The organism is Pseudomonas sp. HD6422 (genome assembly GCF_025377065.1).
Taxonomy (GTDB): domain Bacteria; phylum Pseudomonadota; class Gammaproteobacteria; order Pseudomonadales; family Pseudomonadaceae; genus Aquipseudomonas; species Aquipseudomonas putida_U.
On the sequence record NZ_JAHWIW010000011.1, the window covers coordinates 101,094 to 119,968 of the forward strand.

At 62.9% G+C, this 18,875-nt stretch carries 15 protein-coding genes; 8 read left to right on the plus strand and 7 right to left on the minus strand.

Annotated elements, in window-relative coordinates:
* Nucleotides 1-25 precede the first annotated feature (25 nt).
* Nucleotides 26-1,816 (plus strand): monovalent cation:proton antiporter-2 (CPA2) family protein, encoded by a 1,791-nt coding sequence (locus tag KY379_RS10410; protein WP_196171293.1) that lies wholly within the window; start codon nt 26-28, stop codon nt 1,814-1,816.
* A 1,130-nt stretch (nt 1,817-2,946) separates the two neighbouring features.
* Here the strand turns inward: KY379_RS10410 and ycaC (KY379_RS10415) are convergent.
* Complete coding sequence (gene ycaC / locus KY379_RS10415) at nt 2,947-3,576, minus strand: isochorismate family cysteine hydrolase YcaC (protein ID WP_133325381.1); 630 nt, start codon at nt 3,574-3,576, stop codon at nt 2,947-2,949.
* A gap of 142 nt (nt 3,577-3,718) precedes the next feature.
* Between ycaC (KY379_RS10415) and KY379_RS10420 the strand changes: the two genes are divergently transcribed.
* A complete protein-coding gene (locus KY379_RS10420) occupies nt 3,719-4,630 on the plus strand; it encodes a LysR substrate-binding domain-containing protein (RefSeq protein WP_133325383.1) in 912 nt (303 codons plus the stop codon).
* A 17-nt stretch (nt 4,631-4,647) separates the two neighbouring features.
* On the opposite strand, the gene KY379_RS10425 is transcribed toward KY379_RS10420, so the two are convergent.
* The 4 genes from KY379_RS10425 to ycaC (KY379_RS10440) form a co-directional block, all read right to left on the minus strand.
* A complete protein-coding gene (locus KY379_RS10425) occupies nt 4,648-5,910 on the minus strand; it encodes an OprD family porin (RefSeq protein ID WP_261239231.1) in 1,263 nt (420 codons plus the stop codon).
* A gap of 109 nt (nt 5,911-6,019) precedes the next feature.
* The gene (locus KY379_RS10430) at nt 6,020-7,861 is read right to left on the minus strand and encodes an amidohydrolase (protein WP_165976037.1); all 1,842 of its coding nucleotides are present in this window, start codon (nt 7,859-7,861) and stop codon (nt 6,020-6,022) included.
* Between the two features lie 241 nt (nt 7,862-8,102).
* Nucleotides 8,103-8,411, minus strand: a complete 309-nt coding sequence (locus KY379_RS10435) for a hypothetical protein (RefSeq protein WP_133325389.1) — start codon at nt 8,409-8,411, stop codon at nt 8,103-8,105.
* A gap of 103 nt (nt 8,412-8,514) precedes the next feature.
* Nucleotides 8,515-9,144: an isochorismate family cysteine hydrolase YcaC gene (ycaC, locus tag KY379_RS10440; RefSeq protein WP_261239233.1), complete on the minus strand. Its 630-nt coding sequence runs from the start codon at nt 9,142-9,144 to the stop codon at nt 8,515-8,517.
* Between the two features lie 222 nt (nt 9,145-9,366).
* Between ycaC (KY379_RS10440) and KY379_RS10445 the strand changes: the two genes are divergently transcribed.
* A complete protein-coding gene (locus tag KY379_RS10445; RefSeq protein WP_261239245.1) occupies nt 9,367-10,473 on the plus strand; it encodes a mechanosensitive ion channel family protein in 1,107 nt (368 codons plus the stop codon).
* A gap of 57 nt (nt 10,474-10,530) precedes the next feature.
* On the opposite strand, the gene KY379_RS10450 is transcribed toward KY379_RS10445, so the two are convergent.
* Complete coding sequence (locus tag KY379_RS10450; protein WP_261239248.1) at nt 10,531-11,817, minus strand: NAD(P)/FAD-dependent oxidoreductase; 1,287 nt, start codon at nt 11,815-11,817, stop codon at nt 10,531-10,533.
* 158 nt (nt 11,818-11,975) lie between these two features.
* Nucleotides 11,976-13,466, minus strand: coding sequence for an aldehyde dehydrogenase family protein (locus tag KY379_RS10455; protein WP_133325397.1), 1,491 nt, complete (start codon nt 13,464-13,466; stop codon nt 11,976-11,978).
* A gap of 136 nt (nt 13,467-13,602) precedes the next feature.
* Here KY379_RS10455 and KY379_RS10460 point away from each other — a divergent pair, with 136 nt between their 5' ends.
* The 5 genes from KY379_RS10460 to clpP all read left to right on the plus strand — a co-directional run bounded on the left by KY379_RS10460 (nt 13,603) and on the right by clpP (nt 18,874).
* The gene (locus KY379_RS10460) at nt 13,603-14,493 is read left to right on the plus strand and encodes a LysR family transcriptional regulator (RefSeq protein ID WP_133325399.1); all 891 of its coding nucleotides are present in this window, start codon (nt 13,603-13,605) and stop codon (nt 14,491-14,493) included.
* 141 nt (nt 14,494-14,634) lie between these two features.
* Nucleotides 14,635-16,029, plus strand: coding sequence for a VOC family protein (locus KY379_RS10465; protein ID WP_196171391.1), 1,395 nt, complete (start codon nt 14,635-14,637; stop codon nt 16,027-16,029).
* A gap of 252 nt (nt 16,030-16,281) precedes the next feature.
* Complete coding sequence (locus KY379_RS10470) at nt 16,282-16,581, plus strand: DUF6388 family protein (protein WP_196172110.1); 300 nt, start codon at nt 16,282-16,284, stop codon at nt 16,579-16,581.
* A gap of 246 nt (nt 16,582-16,827) precedes the next feature.
* Nucleotides 16,828-18,141, plus strand: coding sequence for a trigger factor (tig, locus tag KY379_RS10475; RefSeq protein ID WP_133328523.1), 1,314 nt, complete (start codon nt 16,828-16,830; stop codon nt 18,139-18,141).
* Between the two features lie 91 nt (nt 18,142-18,232).
* Nucleotides 18,233-18,874, plus strand: coding sequence for an ATP-dependent Clp endopeptidase proteolytic subunit ClpP (gene clpP / locus KY379_RS10480; protein WP_003259400.1), 642 nt, complete (start codon nt 18,233-18,235; stop codon nt 18,872-18,874).
* The last annotated feature ends 1 nt before the right edge of the window (nt 18,875 follow it).

Sequence of the window (18,875 nt, forward strand, 5' to 3'; positions counted from 1 at the left end):
CCGGCAGCTCATGGAGTAAGAGCCAATGCCACACGAAGGCAGCCTTCTGCAAACCGCGGTGATCTTTCTGGTCGCCGCGGTCCTTGCCGTCCCTCTGGCCAAGCGCCTTCAGTTGGGTGCCGTGATCGGCTACCTGTTGGCGGGCGTCGCCATCGGCCCCCAGGCCCTGGGCCTGATTCGCGATACCGAAAGCGTCGCGCATATCTCCGAGCTGGGGGTGGTCCTGCTGCTGTTCATCATCGGCCTGGAGTTGTCGCCCAAGCGCCTGTGGCTGATGCGCAAGTCGGTGTTCGGCGTCGGTAGCGCGCAGGTGTTGCTGACCGGTGCGGTCATCGGCGCCATCGCTTTATTCGGCTTCGCCCAGTCCCTACCAGCAGCCCTCGTGCTGGGCCTGGGCCTGGCGCTATCGTCCACCGCCCTGGGCTTGCAGAGCCTGGCCGAAGGCAAGCAGCTCAATGCGCCCCATGGCCGCCTGGCCTTCGCCATCCTGTTGTTTCAGGACATCGCCGCGATTCCGCTGATCGCCCTGGTGCCTCTGTTGGCGGCGAACGGTCCGGACACCAGCCATGGCGACGGCCTGCAACATGGCCTGAAGGTCTTCGCCAGCATCGCCGTGGTGATCGTCGGCGGTCGTTATCTGCTGCGTCCGGTATTCCGCACCGTGGCCCGCACTGGCCTGCCGGAGGTGTCCACCGCCACCGCGCTGCTGGTGGTGATCGGCACGGCCTGGCTGATGGAAGAGGCTGGTATTTCCATGGCGCTGGGGGCGTTTCTGGCTGGTTTGCTGTTGGCCGATTCGGAGTACCGCCACGAGCTCGAATCGCAGATCGAGCCATTCAAGGGGCTGCTGCTGGGGTTGTTCTTCATCAGTGTCGGCATGGGCGCCAACCTGCGTCTGCTGCTGGAAATGCCACTGGTATTGCTGGGCCTGACGCTGCTGCTGATCCTGGTCAAGCTGACCCTGCTGATTCTGGTGGGGCGCCTGGCCGGAGGCCTGAACAAGGCCAGCGCGCTGCGCCTGGGCATGGTGTTGGCGGCAGGAGGTGAGTTTGCCTTCGTGGTGTTCAAGCTGGGCAAGGACCAGGGGCTGTTCGACACCGAGACCTATGACCTGCTGCTGATGACCATCACCTTGTCGATGGCCATCACGCCGTTGCTGATGCTCGGTTGCGCCCGCGCCCTCAAACGCCCGCAGCCGGCGCCGCGTGAAGTACCCGAGCAGTACAAGCAGATCCAGACCGATACGCCGCGGGTGGTGATCGTCGGCATGGGCCGCATGGGCCAGATCGTCGCGCGGATCCTGCGGGCGCAGAAAATTCCGTTCATCGCCCTGGAAACCTCGGTCGACAACATCGAGATGACGCGCATGTTCGAGCAGGTGCCGGTGTTCTACGGCGACCCGTTGCGCCCGGAGGTGCTGCATGCGGCCAAGGTCGGCGAAGCGGAGTATTTCATCATCACCACCGACGACCCTGAGCTGACCACGCGCACCGCCGGGCAGGTCAAGCGCCAGTACCCACACCTGAAGGTGCTGGCCCGTGCGCGCAACCGCCAGCATGTGCACAAACTGGTGGACGTCGGCGCCGAGCCGATTCGCGAGACGTTCTATTCCAGCCTGGAGCTGACCCGCCGTGCCTTGGTTGGATTGGGCTTGAGCGATGAGCAGGCGGCTGATCGCATCGCGCGCTTCACCCAGCACGATGAAGAAGTGCTGGCGGCCCAGGGGCAGGTGCGCGATGACCGCGCCAAGGTGATGCAGACGGCCAAGGAGGCGCGGGTGGAGTTGGAGCGGTTGTTCGAGGCGGATGTGGATTGACGGGGCATGGCGGTAGATTTTTAGCGGCCTCAAGATCGAGCGCCGCCCGCGCGGCGCTCGATGTCTGCCCACCCACATCACCTGAGTCATGCACCTACCCGCCCAGCCCGATTTCCAATTAGGCCCATCCGCATCGGTCCAATTCGCGACTAGTTCAGCAGCATCCTACATAACCACGCACCACTTCTTACGGAATCGATTTGCCCCGCGATTTACCCTACAAACCGTGTCGACGCCCGTCTGATTGTCCAGGGGAAGCCTGATCTCTAGGCTGACCCGGTCGCTGTTGGTTCAGCGATCGGGTGTGGAAACCCGGATGGTTGGGAGGCCTGCCGTGATGGCAGTTGTGCGCGTGAGGTCGTCAGACCTACCGGGTCACCTTCTTCCCGGTTTTCCACCCGCGTACAACTGCCGCCTTTCGCTTGGAAAACGAATGGTTGCAGTCCTAACCAAAGAAGGTGTTGAAATGAAGAAGATTGTTCCAGATCCCCCGCTTCGCCCAACCACCCAACACGCTCTCGACCGCTGCGATGCAGGTCAATCCGCACGCAGTGGAATTGGCAGATATAGGTCGAGGTGCTGTTGGATGGCATTGAGTCACAACCCCTAATGTGAGTTTGTGACACAGGTTCGCTGGGCAGGGCGTGCAGACCGGCCTGCTCGGTTTGATGTATGACGTGAATCCTATTCGAGGCCTCCAGGCGCATGCCATAGAGCGCCGCCCGCGCGGCGCATAGCGGGCAAGCCGGCCTCATAGAACAAAACATGACTCATCGATTTAACTGGCCGCTCCCACAGTGACCACGGTTCTCTGCGTGACAGCTCAGCCCAGAAGGGCTGGGCGATCCTCCACAGGTACTGCATTAGCCATGCCAGGGGTAAAATCTCGTGGGAAAAGGCTTGCTGAACCCCATATAAATCCCACATTTTTGCCAAGCAAAGAAATGGGCCACTGTCACCAGTGGCCCCGAAAACACGCTTGATATTCGTATACACACCCTCAAGCCGGGGTGTGGAGGTCTCACCCTATGCTGATGATTCAGCCATCGACGGGGTTCCTCCACCAGCAATCGCCGCTGAATGGCTGCTGGTTTCGCGCTCAGTTAAAACGCCCATCGCTTTACAGAGTGTTACTTCCCAGCCGTCAGCGCGTTGTAGCTGGTCATCAGATTCCGGTAATCCGGGATGTGATTCGAGCACAGCGTTGCCAGCCCTTCGATGTCGTTGCGCCAGTCGCGGTGCAGCTCACAGGCCACGCCGAACCAGGTCATCAGTTGCGCGCCGGCCTGGCTCATGCGGTTGTGCGCGGCGTCGCGGGTCATTTCGTTGAAGGTGCCGGAAGCATCGGTGACCACGAACACATCGAACTCTTCTTCCAGGGCCGCCAGGGCCGGGAAGGCCACGCACACTTCGGTCACTACACCAGCGATGATCAGCTGCTTCTTGCCGGTGGCCTTCACCGCCTTGACGAAGTCTTCGTTGTCCCAGGCGTTGATCTGGCCTGGGCGGGCGATGTACGGGGCATCCGGGAACAGTGCTTTCAGTTCAGGCACCAGCGGGCCGTTGGGGCCTTGCTCGAAGCTGGTGGTGAGGATGGTCGGCAGGTTGAAGAACTTGGCAAGATCGGCCAGGGCCAGCACGTTGTTCTTGAATGCATCCGGCTCGATGTCACGGACCAGCGACAGCAGGCCAGCCTGGTGGTCAACCAGCAGAACAGCGGCGTCGTCTTTGTTCAGGCGGTTGTATTTGAAGTTGCTCATGGTCGTAGCTCCTCAGGTGTCGATTTTCAGTAAGTTGGTGTTTCGCGTTGATGGGAGAAGATTAAAACCTGGAACATTTGGGCGGTAGACGGCAGAATTTGTCCTTAGCGTTCTATTTCGTGAACGATCCGGAGAGCGATCATTGGAAGACCTCAACTCCCTGTACTACTTCACCCAAGTGGTAGAACACGGGGGCTTCGCCCCTGCGGGTCGGGCCCTGAACATGCCCAAGTCGAAGCTTAGTCGGCGTATCGCCGACCTCGAGGAACGTCTCGGCGTCCGTTTGCTGCACCGCACCAGTCGGCTGTGTTCGCTCACCGAGATCGGTCAGGCCTACTACAACCGCTGCCTGGCCATGCGCGTCGAAGCCGAAGGCGCCGCGGAAATCATCGAACGCAATCGCAGCGAACCGCGTGGGTTGGTGCGCATCAGTTGCCCGACCACGCTGCTCAATGCCTGGGTCGGCCCCATGCTGGCGCGTTACATGGCCAAGTACCCTCAGGTCGAGCTGTTCATCGAAAGTACCAACCGCCGCGTCGACTTGCTCCATGAAGGCTTCGACGTGGCCTTGCGTGTGCGCTTTCCACCCTTGGAAAACACCGACATGGTGATGAAGGTGCTGAGCAACAGTACCCAGTGCCTGGTCGGCCACCCGCAGTACCTGGAGCAGTTGCCCGAGGGCTTCGACCCGCAGCAGCTCGGCCAACTGCCCAGCCTGCATTGGGGCGGCGCTCAGCGTGAGTATCAGTGGGAGCTGTTCCAAGGCGAGGACACCAGCCGCAGCATCGTCATCGCGCACACGCCGCGCGTGGTGACCGACGATCTGTTCGCGCTGCGCCACTTCGTGGTCGCCGGCCTGGGCATCGCCCACTTGCCGCGGGTCGCGGTACGCGACGACCTGGCGGCAGGCCGGTTGGTCGAATTGCTGCCCGACTGGCATCCGCGCTGTGGCATCGTCCATGCGATCTTCCCATCGCGCCGCGGCTTGTTGCCCTCGGTACGTTCGCTGATCGACCATCTCGCCGAGGAGTTCGTCGTCAGCGACATGGCCTGACCAGGCCCGGGCGCTGCTCAAAAGCGCCCCTTGAGCGGGTATTCGACGATCAGGTAGATACGGTCGATATCGTCACCCGCCTGAGCCTGGTTGGCACGGTGGCTGACGTGGGAGAACGACAGGCTGAGGTCCTTGGCGGCACCAGCCTGGACCACGTACTTGAGGTCGATATCACGCTCCCAATGCCGCCCACCCTGCCCTTGCTGCCCTACGTACGCCCCACTGGCCGGGGCATGGGTGCCGTCGATGCCACTGCCGCTGACGTAACGCCCCATCAGACTGAGGCCGGGCACGCCCAGAGTGGCGAAGTCGAGGTCATAGCGCAGTTGCCACGAGCGCTCGCCGGGGCCGTTGAAGTCGGCATACTTGATGGAGTTGGCCAGGTAGATGGAGTCGCCACCGACGAAGTCGAACGGCGTATCGCCTTCGATCTTCTGGTAGGCCAGGGTAAATGCCTGAGCACCGGCCAGGTATTTGGCGGCGACGCTGTAGGCCAAGGTGTCGATGGCACCAGCGCGGGCGGCGCCGGTGTCGCGGGTCTGGTACAGGTTGCCATCGAGACGCCAGGGCCCCTGGGTCCAGTTCAAGTTGAGATAGGCCTGGCGCCAGGTGTCCTGCAACTGCCCGGCGTACAGCGCCCCGCCGAACCGGCCCCCAGGTGCGAAGGTGGCTCCGACCAGGCTCATGGCGCGACCTTCGGTGGTGGCGCCGTAGCCGCTGAAATCGCCGTGGGTGGCGCTGTTGTCCTGGTTGTTGAAGGCAGTGAATCGCCCGGCCTGCAAGCGCCAGCCAGGCAGGCTGGTGTTCTCCAGCAGCCAGCCGGTGGCGTATTCGGGATGCAGGCGCTTGTCACCAGTGTCGAACACGGGTGTTTCCACGGTCATTTCGCCCAAGCGCAACTGGGTCTCACCCAAGCGCAGCTTCAGCGCAGCGCCTGCACTTGAATAATTCGACTCGGCCCGCCCCTCGCTGTCACGCGGCAGCAGACCAGCGCCTGCATGGCCGCGGCCACCATCGAGCTTGATGCCGATGAAGCCATGGGCATCCAGCCCCAGGCCCACGGTGCCTTGGGTGAAGCCGGAGCGGATTTCGCCGATGAAGCCCTGGGCCCATTCCTGGCGGTAGTTCTGCCGGGCACCCGCCGGGGAACGGAAGTCGCTGTGCAGGAAGTAGTTACGGCTGAGCAGAGACCATTCGGCATCCTGTGCATGGCCAAGCACCGGACATAGGGCCACGGTGGCCAACAGGGCACGACCTGGGCCTTGTAGGGTGGGGGTCATGGCGGGCGTCCGGTTTTAGAGGTGTTTCCAGAAGGCTTGGGGTGGCTATGCTGGCCTCTTCGCGCCGAACCGCCGCGAAGAGACCCGCACAGACGACTGACAGCTCAGGTCAGAAGGCGAAGCACGAACAACCCAACGCGCCCCAGAAGCCCTGGAAGTCGTTCACCGGCACGCTCGAATGCCGCGCCTTCTCATGGCTGTGTGCATGCACCCCGCAAGGCCCGACGCACTGGTGCGCCACTGCCGCCAGCGACGGCGTGCCCACACGCCAGTGCCCTGGCACCTTGGTCACCGGCGACCACTCGGGCAGCACCGGCACCTGGGGTGGGCCGAGGCGGTCGAACTCGGCTGCTGCATACACCACCTTGCCATCGACGATGGTCAGCACCGACTCGATGCCCTTGATCGCTTCTTCCTCGACGCTGAAGAAGTCCAGCGACAGCGCCGCCAGGTCGGCCAACTGACCTACCTTGATCTGGCCTTTCTTGCCCTGCTCGCTGGAGAACCAGGCACTGCCCTGGGTGAACAACTGCAGCGCGGTAGCACGGTCCAAGCCTTCCGGGTACAGCTCCATGCCACCCACGGTCTTGCCGCTGACCAACCAGTACAGCGAAGTCCAGGGGTTGTAGCTCGACACGCGGGTAGCATCGGTACCGGCGCCCACCGGTACGCCCATCTCGAGCATGCGCTTGATCGGCGGCGTTTGCTCGGCAGCCTTGGCGCCGTAACGGTCGACGAAGTATTCACCCTGGAAGGCCATACGGTCCTGGATGGCGATACCGCCGCCCAAGGCACGTACGCGCTCGATGTTCTCTGGGCTGATGGTTTCGGCGTGATCGAAGAACCACGGCAGGCCATTGAACGGAATGTCGCGGTTGACCTTCTCGAACACGTCGAGCATGCGCGTGATCGATTCGTTGTAGGTGGCATGCAGGCGGAACGGCCAGCGCTGCTCGACCAAGTGGCGCACTACCGGCTCCAGTTCCTGCTCCATGGTCTGCGGCAGGTCCGGACGCGGTTCGAGGAAGTCTTCGAAGTCAGCGGCAGAGAACACCAGCATCTCGCCAGCGCCATTGTGGCGCAGGAAGTCGGTACCGCTGTGCAGCTTGACGCTGGCGGTCCACTTGCGGAAATCGTCCAGCTCTTCCTTTGGCTTCTGGGTGAACAGGTTGTAAGCGATGCGCACGGTCAGCTGGTCCTTGTCGGCCAGTTCCTGGATCACCGAGTAATCGTCAGGGAAGTTCTGGTAGCCGCCGCCAGCATCGATGGCGCTGGTCAAACCCAGACGATTGAGTTCACGCATGAACTGGCGGGTGGAGTTGACCTGATATTCCAGCGGCAGTTTCGGCCCTTTGGCCAAGGTGGCGTAGAGGATCATCGCGTTGGGACGGGCGATCAGCATGCCGGTCGGATTGCCGAACTTGTCACGCTGGATCTCGCCCCCCGGTGGGTTCGGGGTGCTCTTGTCATAGCCCACGGCCTTGAGAGCGGCGCGATTGAGCAACGCGCGGTCATACAGGTGCAGCAGAAACACCGGGGTGTCGGGGGCGGCCTGGTTGATTTCTTCCAGGGTCGGCATGCGCTTTTCGGCGAACTGGAACTCGTTCCAGCCACCCACCACACGGACCCACTGCGGGGTTGGCGTACGTGCCGCCTGGTCCTTGAGCATGCGCAGGGCATCGGCCACCGATGGCACGCCTTCCCAGCGCAGCTCCAGGTTGTAGTTGAGGCCGCCGCGGATCAAGTGCAGGTGCGAATCGTTGAGGCCAGGAATGACCGTGCGCTGCTTGAGATCGATGATCTGCGTAGCCGCACCCTTGTGGGCCATGGCCTCGGCATCGTTGCCCACGGCGATGAAACGCCCGTCCTTGATGGCAGCGGCGGTGGCGGTGGGCTTTTCGCGGTCGACGGTGTGCAGTTTACCGTTGAACAGGATGAGGTCGGCGGTCATGGAGCCTCCTTGGGTGGATGCATGGGCGGAACCGGCAGCGCCGGCGAAGGGCAAAGCGGACCAGAGCGCGCCGGCGGCACCGAGCACGGTGCTGGTGGCGAGGAACTGGCGACGGCTCTTGTCGTTGGGGTCCTGGGTCATGGTCATCTCCGTGTGGCGCCGGCGGCTGCTGCATCCGCGGATCATGCCGGTTGCGGTGCAGCCATGGATTGAATGGATGTGCGGTGCAGGTGGAGGAAGCTTAGCCCTGCAACCACTTGGCGCTGCGTCGGGTCACCCAGGGCATGATGTAGAAGACCACGGGCAAGATGACGAACAAGTTGACGATCAGGTTGCCGACAATCAGGCCCCCGAGCTGTGGAAAGCGGGCGAACAACGGCGCCAGCAGTTGCGGGATGATCATGGTCATCGGGCAGATCACCAGGTAGGTCAGCAGCGCCTGCTTCCAGCGTGGGGGCTGCGTGGCCGTGGTGCCGGGCGGGCTTTCAAGGATCTGCTGTTGCAGACAGACGGTTACCACTTCGCGGTTGTTCTGGAGTGCGGTGTTCATCGGTGTTCCTTGGATGAGCGTGCCCGCACCCACTGTGCAACGGCAGACGGGCGTAGTGATCAATGGAAAATGCTGCCCCGGACGAGCCCGGGGCAGGGTCGGCTCACTTGCCGGCGTTGAAGGCGTTGTAGCTGGTCATCAGATTCCGGTAATCCGGGATGTGATTCGAGCACAGCGTTGCCAGCCCTTCGATGTCGTTGCGCCAGTCGCGGTGCAGCTCACAGGCCACGCCGAACCAGGTCATCAGTTGCGCACCGGCCTGGCTCATGCGGTTGTGCGCGGCGTCGCGGGTCATTTCGTTGAAGGTGCCGGAAGCATCGGTGACCACGAACACATCGAACTCTTCTTCCAGGGCCGCCAGGGCCGGGAAGGCCACGCACACTTCAGTCACTACACCAGCGATGATCAGCTGCTTCTTGCCGGTGGCCTTCACCGCCTTGACGAAGTCTTCGTTGTCCCAGGCGTTGATCTGGCCTGGGCGGGCGATGTACGGGGCATCCGGGAACAGCGCTTTCAGTTCGGGCACCAGCGGGCCGTTGGGGCCTTGCTCGAAGCTGGTGGTGAGGATGGTCGGCAGGTTGAAGAACTTGGCAAGATCGGCCAGGGCCAGCACGTTGTTCTTGAATTTGTCCGGCTCGATGTCACGGACCAGCGACAGCAGGCCAGCCTGGTGGTCGACCAGCAGAACAGCGGCGTCGTCTTTGTTCAGGCGGTTGTATTTGAAGTTGCTCATGGTCGTAGCTCCTAAGGTGTCGATTTTCAGTAGTTGGGTGTTTCGCGTTGATGGGAGAAGATTAAAACCGGGACCTTTGGAGCGGTAGACTGCTTTTTTTGGCTTTAGCGTTCTATTTTGTGAACGATAGATCGGCGGCGGTTTTTTCGCGAGCAAGCCCATTGCCTGGCGCACGAACCTGCTCTATTACTACCCACAGCCCTCCCCTGTACCGAGACGATCATGCTGGCGTTCATCCAGTCTTCCCCGTTGTTGCTCGGCGCTACCTTGATCCTGCTCGACCTCATCCTCTGGCAGCTGATCCCCATCCACCGAAGGCTCTGGCGCATCGGCGCACGGCTAGCGATCTTCCTGCTGTTCAGCGCGGTGCTGCTGGCTGCCGGGATGAGCCCGCTGCAGCCACCCCCCTGGCCAGACGACCTGGCGCGCAATCTCATGGCCACGGTGCTGGCCATCGGCTGGTGGTTGTTCGCCACGCGCCTGCTCACCGGCACCGGCAGTCTGGCGGTGATCCCCAACTCGGTGGCGGCCAAGGCGCGGTTGCTCAACCACAGCCGCCCGCCGGATGTGCACGGGGTGTCGATCAGCGTGGTGGTGCCGGCCAAGGTACGCCCCCGGCGGGTGTTCGATGCCCTGGAAAAGGCTCTGCAGGGCACCCGGGCGATCCTCCCCTCTCCGCCGCCCAGAGTCTCGGTGAAGACGTCATCCCTCGGCGCGGTGGAATACGAGGCCAGCGGTTTCATCGCCGACATGGCCGGCAAGGGCGAGGCACGCAATCAGCTGTTCGACCTGGCGCACCGCCACCTGGAGGCCAGCGGCGTGGTGTGGAACGCCGACCTGGCGATGCCGCCGCGCAGCCGCCAACGCGACGTGCTGGACGAGGTGCGGGTGTTCCGCTCGCTGAGCGAGGACGAGCGCGATGCCTTGAGCCAGCGCATGACCACCGTGGAATACCTGGCCGACCAGGTGATCCTCGAAGTGGGAGCGCACTCCGACTATCTGCTGGTGATCGGTAGCGGCGTGGTATCAGCCTCGGTGCGCGATGGCGACAAACTGCTCGAAGCGGGGCGCATGGGGCCGGGGGAGGTGCTGGGGATCGAGGGCATCGTCGACGAGGACGACTCGCTGGCCGAATTCAGGACACTGACCAGCTGCGTGCTGTACCGCATCGACAAGGCCCAGGTAAAGAGCTGCCTGGAGCAGCGAGGCGAGGTGCAGGTGGCGCTGACCAAGCTGCAACGGTTTCGCCGACAGAGCCGGGAGTCGTTGCTGTTGCAGAAGCCGCCTTCAATCAAGAAAGGCGGCTTTCTCAGCTGGTTGCATAGATAGCCTGGACCGGCCAACGCGGATCTGCAGAAGCCGGCTTGCCGGCGATGACGCCCGCCGCTACAACACCACCCGCAAACACTGCCCCGCGTGATACAGCGAGAACCCCGATTCATAGAACGCAGTGCGCAGCGAAGGCGCACTCACACCCTTCATCGGCGAGAACGGGATCGGCAGACTGTCCGGCTGATCCTTGAGCAGAAACTCGGCGAATGCTCGCCCGATCACGGTCCCGGTGGTATTGCCACGACCATTGTAGCCAGTCACCGCCACCAGCCCCGGCGCCGGCTCGAACAAGCGCATCAGGTGATCCGGCGTGAAGTCGATGCAGCCGGTCCAGTGCATTTCCCACTCGACCTTGCCCAATTCAGGATAGTAATGGCGCTGGATCCGGTCAGCCCAGCTACGCACGAACCACGCCGGCTTGTTGTCGACCCGGCCGAGGCTGCCGAGCAGCAAGCGCCCTTGGTCATCGCGGCGGATGCTGCTGAGCACCGTGCGCGTGTCCCACGAACCTTGCCCATGGGGCAGGACCTTGTCGGCGGCGGCGCCTTGCAGCGGCTTGGAGGCCACTTGGTAGTAGTAACCTCGGAAGAACTGCTTTTGCAGGTTGCTCCAGTCGCCTTCGGTGTAGGCCCCCGTGGAAATCACCACCTTCTCGGCACGCACCGAGCCGTGAGCGGTCTTCACTCGCCAGGCATCGCCTTCACGTGAAAGGCCTTCGACCGAGGACTGCTGGAACAGCTTGCCGCCCAGGCGTACCACGGCAGCCGCCAGGCCTTGGCTATAACCCATGGGGTTGATGGTACCGGCGCGGCGGTCGAGCAGCGCGGCGGAGATCTTGTCGGTGCCGCAGTATTCCTGGCACTGGGCGCCAGTCAGCAGCTCGACGTCGGCACCGCGACGGCTCCACTGGGTGTGACGCGCCTCGAGGTCGGCGATGCCAGTGGCGTTGTGCGCCATGTGCAGGGTGCCCTTGTTCTGCGCCTGGCAGTCGATGCCAAGACGCTCGATCATGGCGAACACTTCACCAGGGGCTTCGCCAAGCACCTTGTTCAGACGACCGCCTTGCTTGTGGCCCAGGGTCGCCTCGACATCGTCGGGACGGATCCAGGTACCGGCATTGACCAGCCCGACGTTGCGCCCGGAGCCGCCATGGCCAATCTGCCAGGCCTCCAGCAGGATCACCGACTTGCCCTGTTCGAGCAGGTGGATGGCCGCCGACAGGCCAGTGATGCCCCCGCCGATGACGCATACGTCGGTTTTGTGTTCACCGGCCAGGGCCTGAACGGCGACGGCAGGTTTACTGACGAATTCCCACAAGCATTGTTGACGCAGTTCGGCCATGGCCCGGCTCCAGCAATTTGTTCTTGTTGGGGCTGCTTTGCAGCCCATTCGCGGGCAAGCCCGCTCCCACAGGACCTCCACTGCCCTTGAGGCCTGTGTGGCGCCTGTGGGAGCGGGCTTACCCGCGAACCGGGGGCAATGCCCCCGGCCATGCAGCATCAGTCGAACACGATCCCCTGCGCCAGCGGCAACTCACGCGAGTAGTTCACGGTGTTGGTCTGACGACGCATGTAACCTTTCCAGGCATCGGAGCCGGACTCACGCCCACCGCCGGTTTCCTTCTCGCCACCGAACGCACCACCGATCTCGGCACCGCTGGTGCCGATGTTGACGTTGGCGATACCGCAGTCACTGCCCGAGGCGCTCTGGAAGCGCTCGGCCTCGCGAATGTCGGTGGTGAAGATGCACGACGACAGGCCTTGGGGCACCTCGTTGTTCAGGCGCAGGGCCTCTTCGAAATCGTCGTAGGCCAGCACGTAGAGGATCGGCGCAAACGTCTCGTGGCGTACCACGTCGCTCTGCCCGGGCATCTCGGCGATGGCCGGCGACACGTAATAGGCGTTCGGGTATTGCTCGGCCAGTTGGCGCTCGCCGCCGAACACCTGGCCACCTTCGTCACGGGCCTTGGCCAGTGCGCCTTGCATGGCGTCGAACGACTGCTTGTCGATCAGCGGGCCGACCAAGTTGTCCTTGCGTGGGTCGCCGATGCGTACCTTGCCGTAGGCGGCTTTGACCCGAGCCACTACCTCGTCTTTGATCGAGCGGTGCACGATGAGACGACGCAGGGTGGTACAGCGCTGACCGGCGGTGCCGACGGCGGAGAACAGGATGCCACGCACGGCCAGGTCAAGGTCGGCGCTCGGCGCCAGGATCATGGCGTTGTTGCCGCCCAATTCGAGGATGCTGCGGCCGAAGCGTGCTGCCACCCGTGGGCCGACTTCACGGCCCATGCGGGTGCTGCCGGTGGCGCTGACCAGCGGAACACGCGGGTCGTCGACCAGGGCTTCGCCGGCCTCACGGCCACCGATCACCAACTGCGCCAAGCCTGCAGGAGCATCGCCGAAGGCCTTCAGGGCCTTTTCGAACAGCGCCTGGCAAGCCAACGCGGTCAATGGCGTCTTTTCCGACGGTTTCCACACCACCGCGTTGCCGGCCACCAGCGCCAGGGCGGTGTTCCAGGCCCATACGGCCACCGGGAAGTTGAACGCGCTGATCACACCGACCACGCCCAGCGGGTGCCAGGTTTCACGCATGTGGTGGCCCGGGCGCTCGGAGGCGATCGTCAGACCATAGAGCTGACGTGACAGGCCGACGGCGAAGTCGCAGATGTCGATCATTTCCTGCACTTCACCCAGGCCTTCCTGGGTGATCTTGCCGGCTTCGATCGAGACCAGCTCGCCAAGATCGGCCTTGTGGGCGCGCAGCACTTCACCGAACAGGCGCACCAGTTCGCCCCGGCGCGGAGCCGGCACGCTGCGCCAGGCTTCGAAAGCGCTGTGGGCCTGATCGATGCAAGCAGTGGTCTCGGCCTTGCCAAGCAGTTTCACCGAGGCGATCTGGCTGCCGTCGATCGGCGTGTGAACAGGGTAGTCGCCCTGGGTGTAAGCCTCGGCGGCAACGCCAAGGCGCTCGAGCAATCCAGCAACCATTTGTGCATCTCCTACATCGGGTGATGGGGTGGAAAATTGATGGGGATCAGTATTAATCCGATCACTCTGGTGCAACAAACGACCTTTATTCCGCATATCATTCCGTCAGGTAATGATTCGAGCCACAGAGACCGCTATGTCCAAACGCCTGGTGCCCTCCATGACCGCGCTGCAATGCTTCGAGGCCGCAGCCCGCCACCTGAGTTTTACCCGTGCCGCCGAAGAACTGCACCTGACCCAGAGCGCAGTCAGCAAACAGGTGGCGCAGCTTGAAGAGATGCTGCGCCATCACCTGTTCCTGCGCATCCGTCGGCGCCTGCAACTGACCCCGGCCGGCAGCCTGTACCTGGCCGAGGTCAACAAGATCCTCACCCAGGTCGACATGTCCAGTCGCTATGTGCTGACGTATGGCGAGCAGACCGAGATATTGAAGGTAGCCACCCAGCCGAGTTTCGGCGTGCGCTGGTTGATCCCGCACCTGAAGGGCTTCGGCAAGCGCCACCCGAACATTCATCTGGACATCCGCAACGAGATGGAGCCGTTCGCGTTGTTGCAGGGCTCGGCGGACGTGGTGTTCTTCTATGGCCAGGGCACCTGGCCGGGCGCCACCTGCGTGGAACTGTTCGGTGAAGAAGTGGTGCCGGTGTGCGCGCCAGAACTGCTGGCCGGGCGTGAGCTTGGCAGCGCCGCAGAGCTGGCCGAGCTGGTGCTGCTGCAGAGCACCTCACGGCCCGAGGCCTGGCACGAGTGGTTTCTGGAGCTGGAGCTGCACAGCGTCAGCGCTTACCACGGGCCGCGCTTCGACACCTTCTACATGGCCTTGAGCGCGGCGCAGTCCGGCTGCGGGGTGGCCTTGGTGCCGCGCTATCTGGCAGCCAAGGAGCTGGCAGAAGGCAGCCTGGTCATTCCCTGGAATCATCCGATGCGCAGCGCGGGGGCTCATTACCTGGCGTATGCCGAGCATGCGGCCGAGGTGCCGAAGGTTCGGGCATTGGTGGAGTGGATTCGCGAGCAGTTCCCGGCTTGATGGCCTCTTCGCGGGACAAGCCCGCGAAGAGGCCATCAAGGTCGATCATAAAAGGAATGACTCACGCACTTTTTTTCGCTTGTGGCCAGAGTGCATTCCCAGCTTTCATGTAAGTGTCCGAACCCAACCAGGAAGCTAGCGATGCCCGCCCACGATTTCGTCAGCCCCGACAGCATCCGCGCGCAGTTCTCTGCCGCCATGTCGCTCATGTACAAACAGGAAGTGCCGCTGTACGGCACGCTGCTGGAGTTGGTGAGCGAAATCAACCAGCAGGTCATGGCCGAGCAACCCCAGGTTGCCCAGGCCCTGCGCTGGACCGGCGAAATAGAACGCCTCGACCAGGAACGCCACGGCGCCATCCGCGTCGGCACACCCGAAGAACTGGCGACCATCGCCCGTCTGTTCGCGGTCATGGGCATGCAGCCGGTCGGCTACTACGACTTGAGCTCGGCCGGCGTGCCAGTGCACTCCACCGCCTTCCGCGCCGTGCACGAGCAATCGCTGCATGTCAGCCCGTTCCGCGTGTTCACCTCGTTGTTGCGCCTGGAACTGATCGACAGCCCGCAATTGCGAGCCCTGGCCGAGGACATTCTGGCCAAACGCAAGATCTTCACCCCCCGTGCGCTCGAGCTGATCGCCCAAGCCGAACGTGACGGTGGCCTGAACGCCGAAGATGCCGACGCATTCGTGCAGGAGGCCCTGCACACCTTCCGCTGGCACCAGGACGCCACGGTCACCGCCGAGCAGTACCAACAACTGCACGACCAGCACCGTCTGATCGCCGACGTGGTAGCCTTCAAAGGCCCGCATATCAACCATCTGACCCCGCGCACCCTGGACATCGACGCCATTCAGCGCGGCATGCCGGCCAAGGGCATTCCACCCAAAGCGGTAGTCGAAGGCCCCCCCACCCGCCGTCACCCGATCCTGTTACGCCAGACCAGCTTCAAGGCCCTGCAGGAAAAGGTCGCCTTCAGCGGCCAGCACGGTAACGAAGGCAGCCACACAGCACGCTTCGGCGAGATCGAGCAACGCGGCGCAGCGCTGACGCCCAAGGGCCGTCAGCTCTACGACCAGCTGCTGGACGCTACCCGCGCCGCCCTCGGTGGCGCACCCGCCGAGGCCAATGCCGAGCGCTACATGGCACTGCTGCAGGAAAGCTTCGCCACCTTCCCCGACGACCTCGCGCAGATGCGTGAACAGGGCCTGGCGTACTTCCGCTACTTCCCCACCGACAAAGGCCTGGCGGCCCGTGGTCAGCAAGACCGTCCGGCAACCCTGGAAGGCCTGATCGAAGCCGGCCACGTGCATTTCGAAGCGTTGGTGTACGAAGACTTCCTGCCGGTCAGTGCAGCGGGGATCTTCCAGTCCAATCTGGGCGATGACGCCCAGGCCGAATACGGCAGCAATGCCAACCGCGAGGCCTTCGAGGCGGCATTGGGACTGCAGGTGCAGGATGAGCTGACATTGTATGCGCAGAGCGAGCAGCGGTCGGTGCAAGCCTGTGCGCAGGCGCTGGGGCTGCCAGGTATTTAACCAGGACTACCACGCTGCCCTCTTCGCGGGGGGGGGCCCGCCCCCCCCCCCCCCCCCCCCCCCCCCCCGCCCCCCCCCCCCCCCCCCCCCCCCCCCCCCCCCCCCCCCCCCCCCCCCCACAACCCCAACGCTCAAAACCTTGCCGCCTTTGCTCGGTTTCGCCTTGTAATCCTCTGGTGGCACCCCAATAAAAGCTGTTAGATTTCAGCCGGTTGAAACACCGGCCCAATGGGCTGGCAGAGGAGCGAGCCGATGATTGCAAAAGAAGCCCGCCAGGTCTTGGCGCTGCAGCGCTTCGCCGAAGCCAATCCGCAGCTGCTCGAGGAGATCCGCGAGCTCGATGCCCGTGAGCAGGAGCAGCAGATTCAGTGGGCATTCGAGGATGCTGCCGAGGAGCAGGGCCTGCAGCCCTGGGAGTTGGCACTGCAACTGATCGCCGAGAGCCCTGAGCAACTGCATGCCATGCGCCTGGAGACGCACCGCGAGGTGGCCGAGGCGTTGGGTATGGAGTGGGAAGAGTACTGCCAGTTCAACGAAATCGACCCGCAGTAGGGGCGATTTCGTCGCTTGCAGTTGTTTGACAAGTTATTTCGGTTGCGTGCTCGAGCGAGGGTGCGCGGCCACTGTATATAAAGAAGCCCGTTGCCTTGGTGCACGGGCCTTGCAAAGTTAATCGACCGGCGTGGTTTCCCGTCGTCCCGGGTGGGGTGACTTCTGGTGCGTGACTCACTAGAATGTTCGCCCTTGATTCTGGAGTCGGGCTATCGCCGGCTAACGTCTGTGCAACGAGGAATATCCATGCAAGTTTCTGTTGAAAACACTTCCGCTCTCGAGCGCCGCATGACCATCGCCGTTCCGGCCGAGCGCGTCGAGAACGAAGTCAACAAGCGTCTGCAACAGACTGCCAAGCGTGCCAAGGTCGCGGGCTTCCGCCCAGGCAAGGTGCCGATGAGCGTGATCCGTCAGCGTTTCGAAGCCGACGCCCGCCAAGAAGCCTTCGGTGACCTGGTTCAGGCTTCCTTCTACGAAGCCATCGTCGAGCAGAAGCTGAACCCGGCTGGCGCTCCGGCCGTAGAGCCGAAGTCCTTCGAAAAGGGCAAGGACCTGGAGTTCGTCGCGATCTTCGAAGTCTTCCCTGAGTTCACCGTTGCCGGCCTGGAGTCGATCAGCGTCGAGCGTCTGAGCGCCGAAGTGGCCGACGCCGACCTGGACAACATGCTGGAAGTGCTGCGCAAGCAGAACGTACGTTTCGAGAACGTCGAGCGCGCTGCGCAGAACGACGATCAGGTCAACATCGACTTCGTCGGCAAGATCGACGGTGAAGCCTTCGCCGGTGGTTCGGCCAAGGGCACCCAGCTGGTGCTGGGCTCGGGTCGCATGATCCCTGGCTTCGAAGACGGCCTGGTAGGCGCCAAGGCTGGCGAAGAGCGCGTTGTCAACGTGACCTTCCCAGAGGACTACCAGAACCTGGACCTGGCTGGTAAAGCCGCCGAGTTCACCATCACCGTCAACAGCGTTGCTGCCCCTGAGCTGCCGGAGCTGAACGAAGCCTTCTTCGCCCAGTTCGGCATCAAGGAGTCGACCCTGGAAGGCTTCCGCGCCGAAGTTCGCAAGAACATGGAGCGTGAACTGCGCCAGGCCATCAAGACCAAGGTCAAGAACCAGGTCATGGACGGTCTGCTGGCCGCCAACCCGATCGAAGTGCCGAAGGCCCTGCTGGAAAACGAAGTCAACCGTCTGCGCGTGCAGGCCGTTCAGCAGTTCGGTGGCAACATCAAGCCCGAGCAACTGCCAGCCGAGCTGTTCGAAGAGCAAGCCAAGCGCCGCGTTGTGCTGGGCCTGATCGTCGCCGAAGTGGTCAAGCAGTTCGAACTCAAGCCGGACGACGCCAAGGTCCGCGAGATGATCGAGGAAATGGCTTCCGCCTACCAGGAGCCTGAGCAGGTCATCGCCTGGTACTACAAAAACGACCAGCAGCTGAACGAAGTGCGTTCGGTTGTGCTGGAAGAACAAGTTGTAGATACTGTTCTGCAGAAAGCGACTGTGACCGACAAATCGGTCTCGTACGAAGAAGCCGTAAAACCAGCACAGGCTCCTGCCGAAGCTGAGTAATACGTTTCTCTCGTAGGAAACCCCCACAAGCCAGCCTTCGCGCTGGCTTGTGCGTTATCAAGCCATGACTATTTGGGAGTGAGCGCAGGACATGTCCCGCAATTCTTATATTCAGCAGAGCTCTGACATCCAGGCTGCAGGCGGCCTGGTCCCGATGGTTATCGAGCAGTCCGCCCGTGGCGAACGCGCCTATGACATTTACTCGCGCCTTTTGAAGGAGCGCGTAATCTTCCTGGTGGGTCCCGTAGAGGACTACATGGCCAACCTGGTCGTGGCGCAGCTCTTGTTCCTTGAAGCGGAAAACCCGGACAAGGATATCCATCTGTACATCAACTCCCCTGGTGGCTCGGTCACTGCTGGTATGTCGATCTACGACACCATGCAGTTCATCAAGCCGGACGTGTCGACCATCTGCATCGGCCAAGCCTGCAGCATGGGCGCGTTCCTGCTCGCTGCCGGGGCCAAGGGCAAGCGTCACTGCCTGCCGAACTCGCGGGTGATGATTCACCAGCCGTTGGGCGGTTTCCAGGGGCAGGCTACCGATATCGAGATCCATGCCCAGGAAATCCTCAATATCAAGGCACGCCTGAACGAGCTGCTGGCCTACCACACTGGCCAGGACCTCGAGACCATCAAGCGCGACACCGAACGTGACAACTTCATGAGCGCCTCGCGCGCGGCCGAGTACGGCCTGATCGACTCGGTCTACGACAAGCGGCAACTGGCCTCCTGAA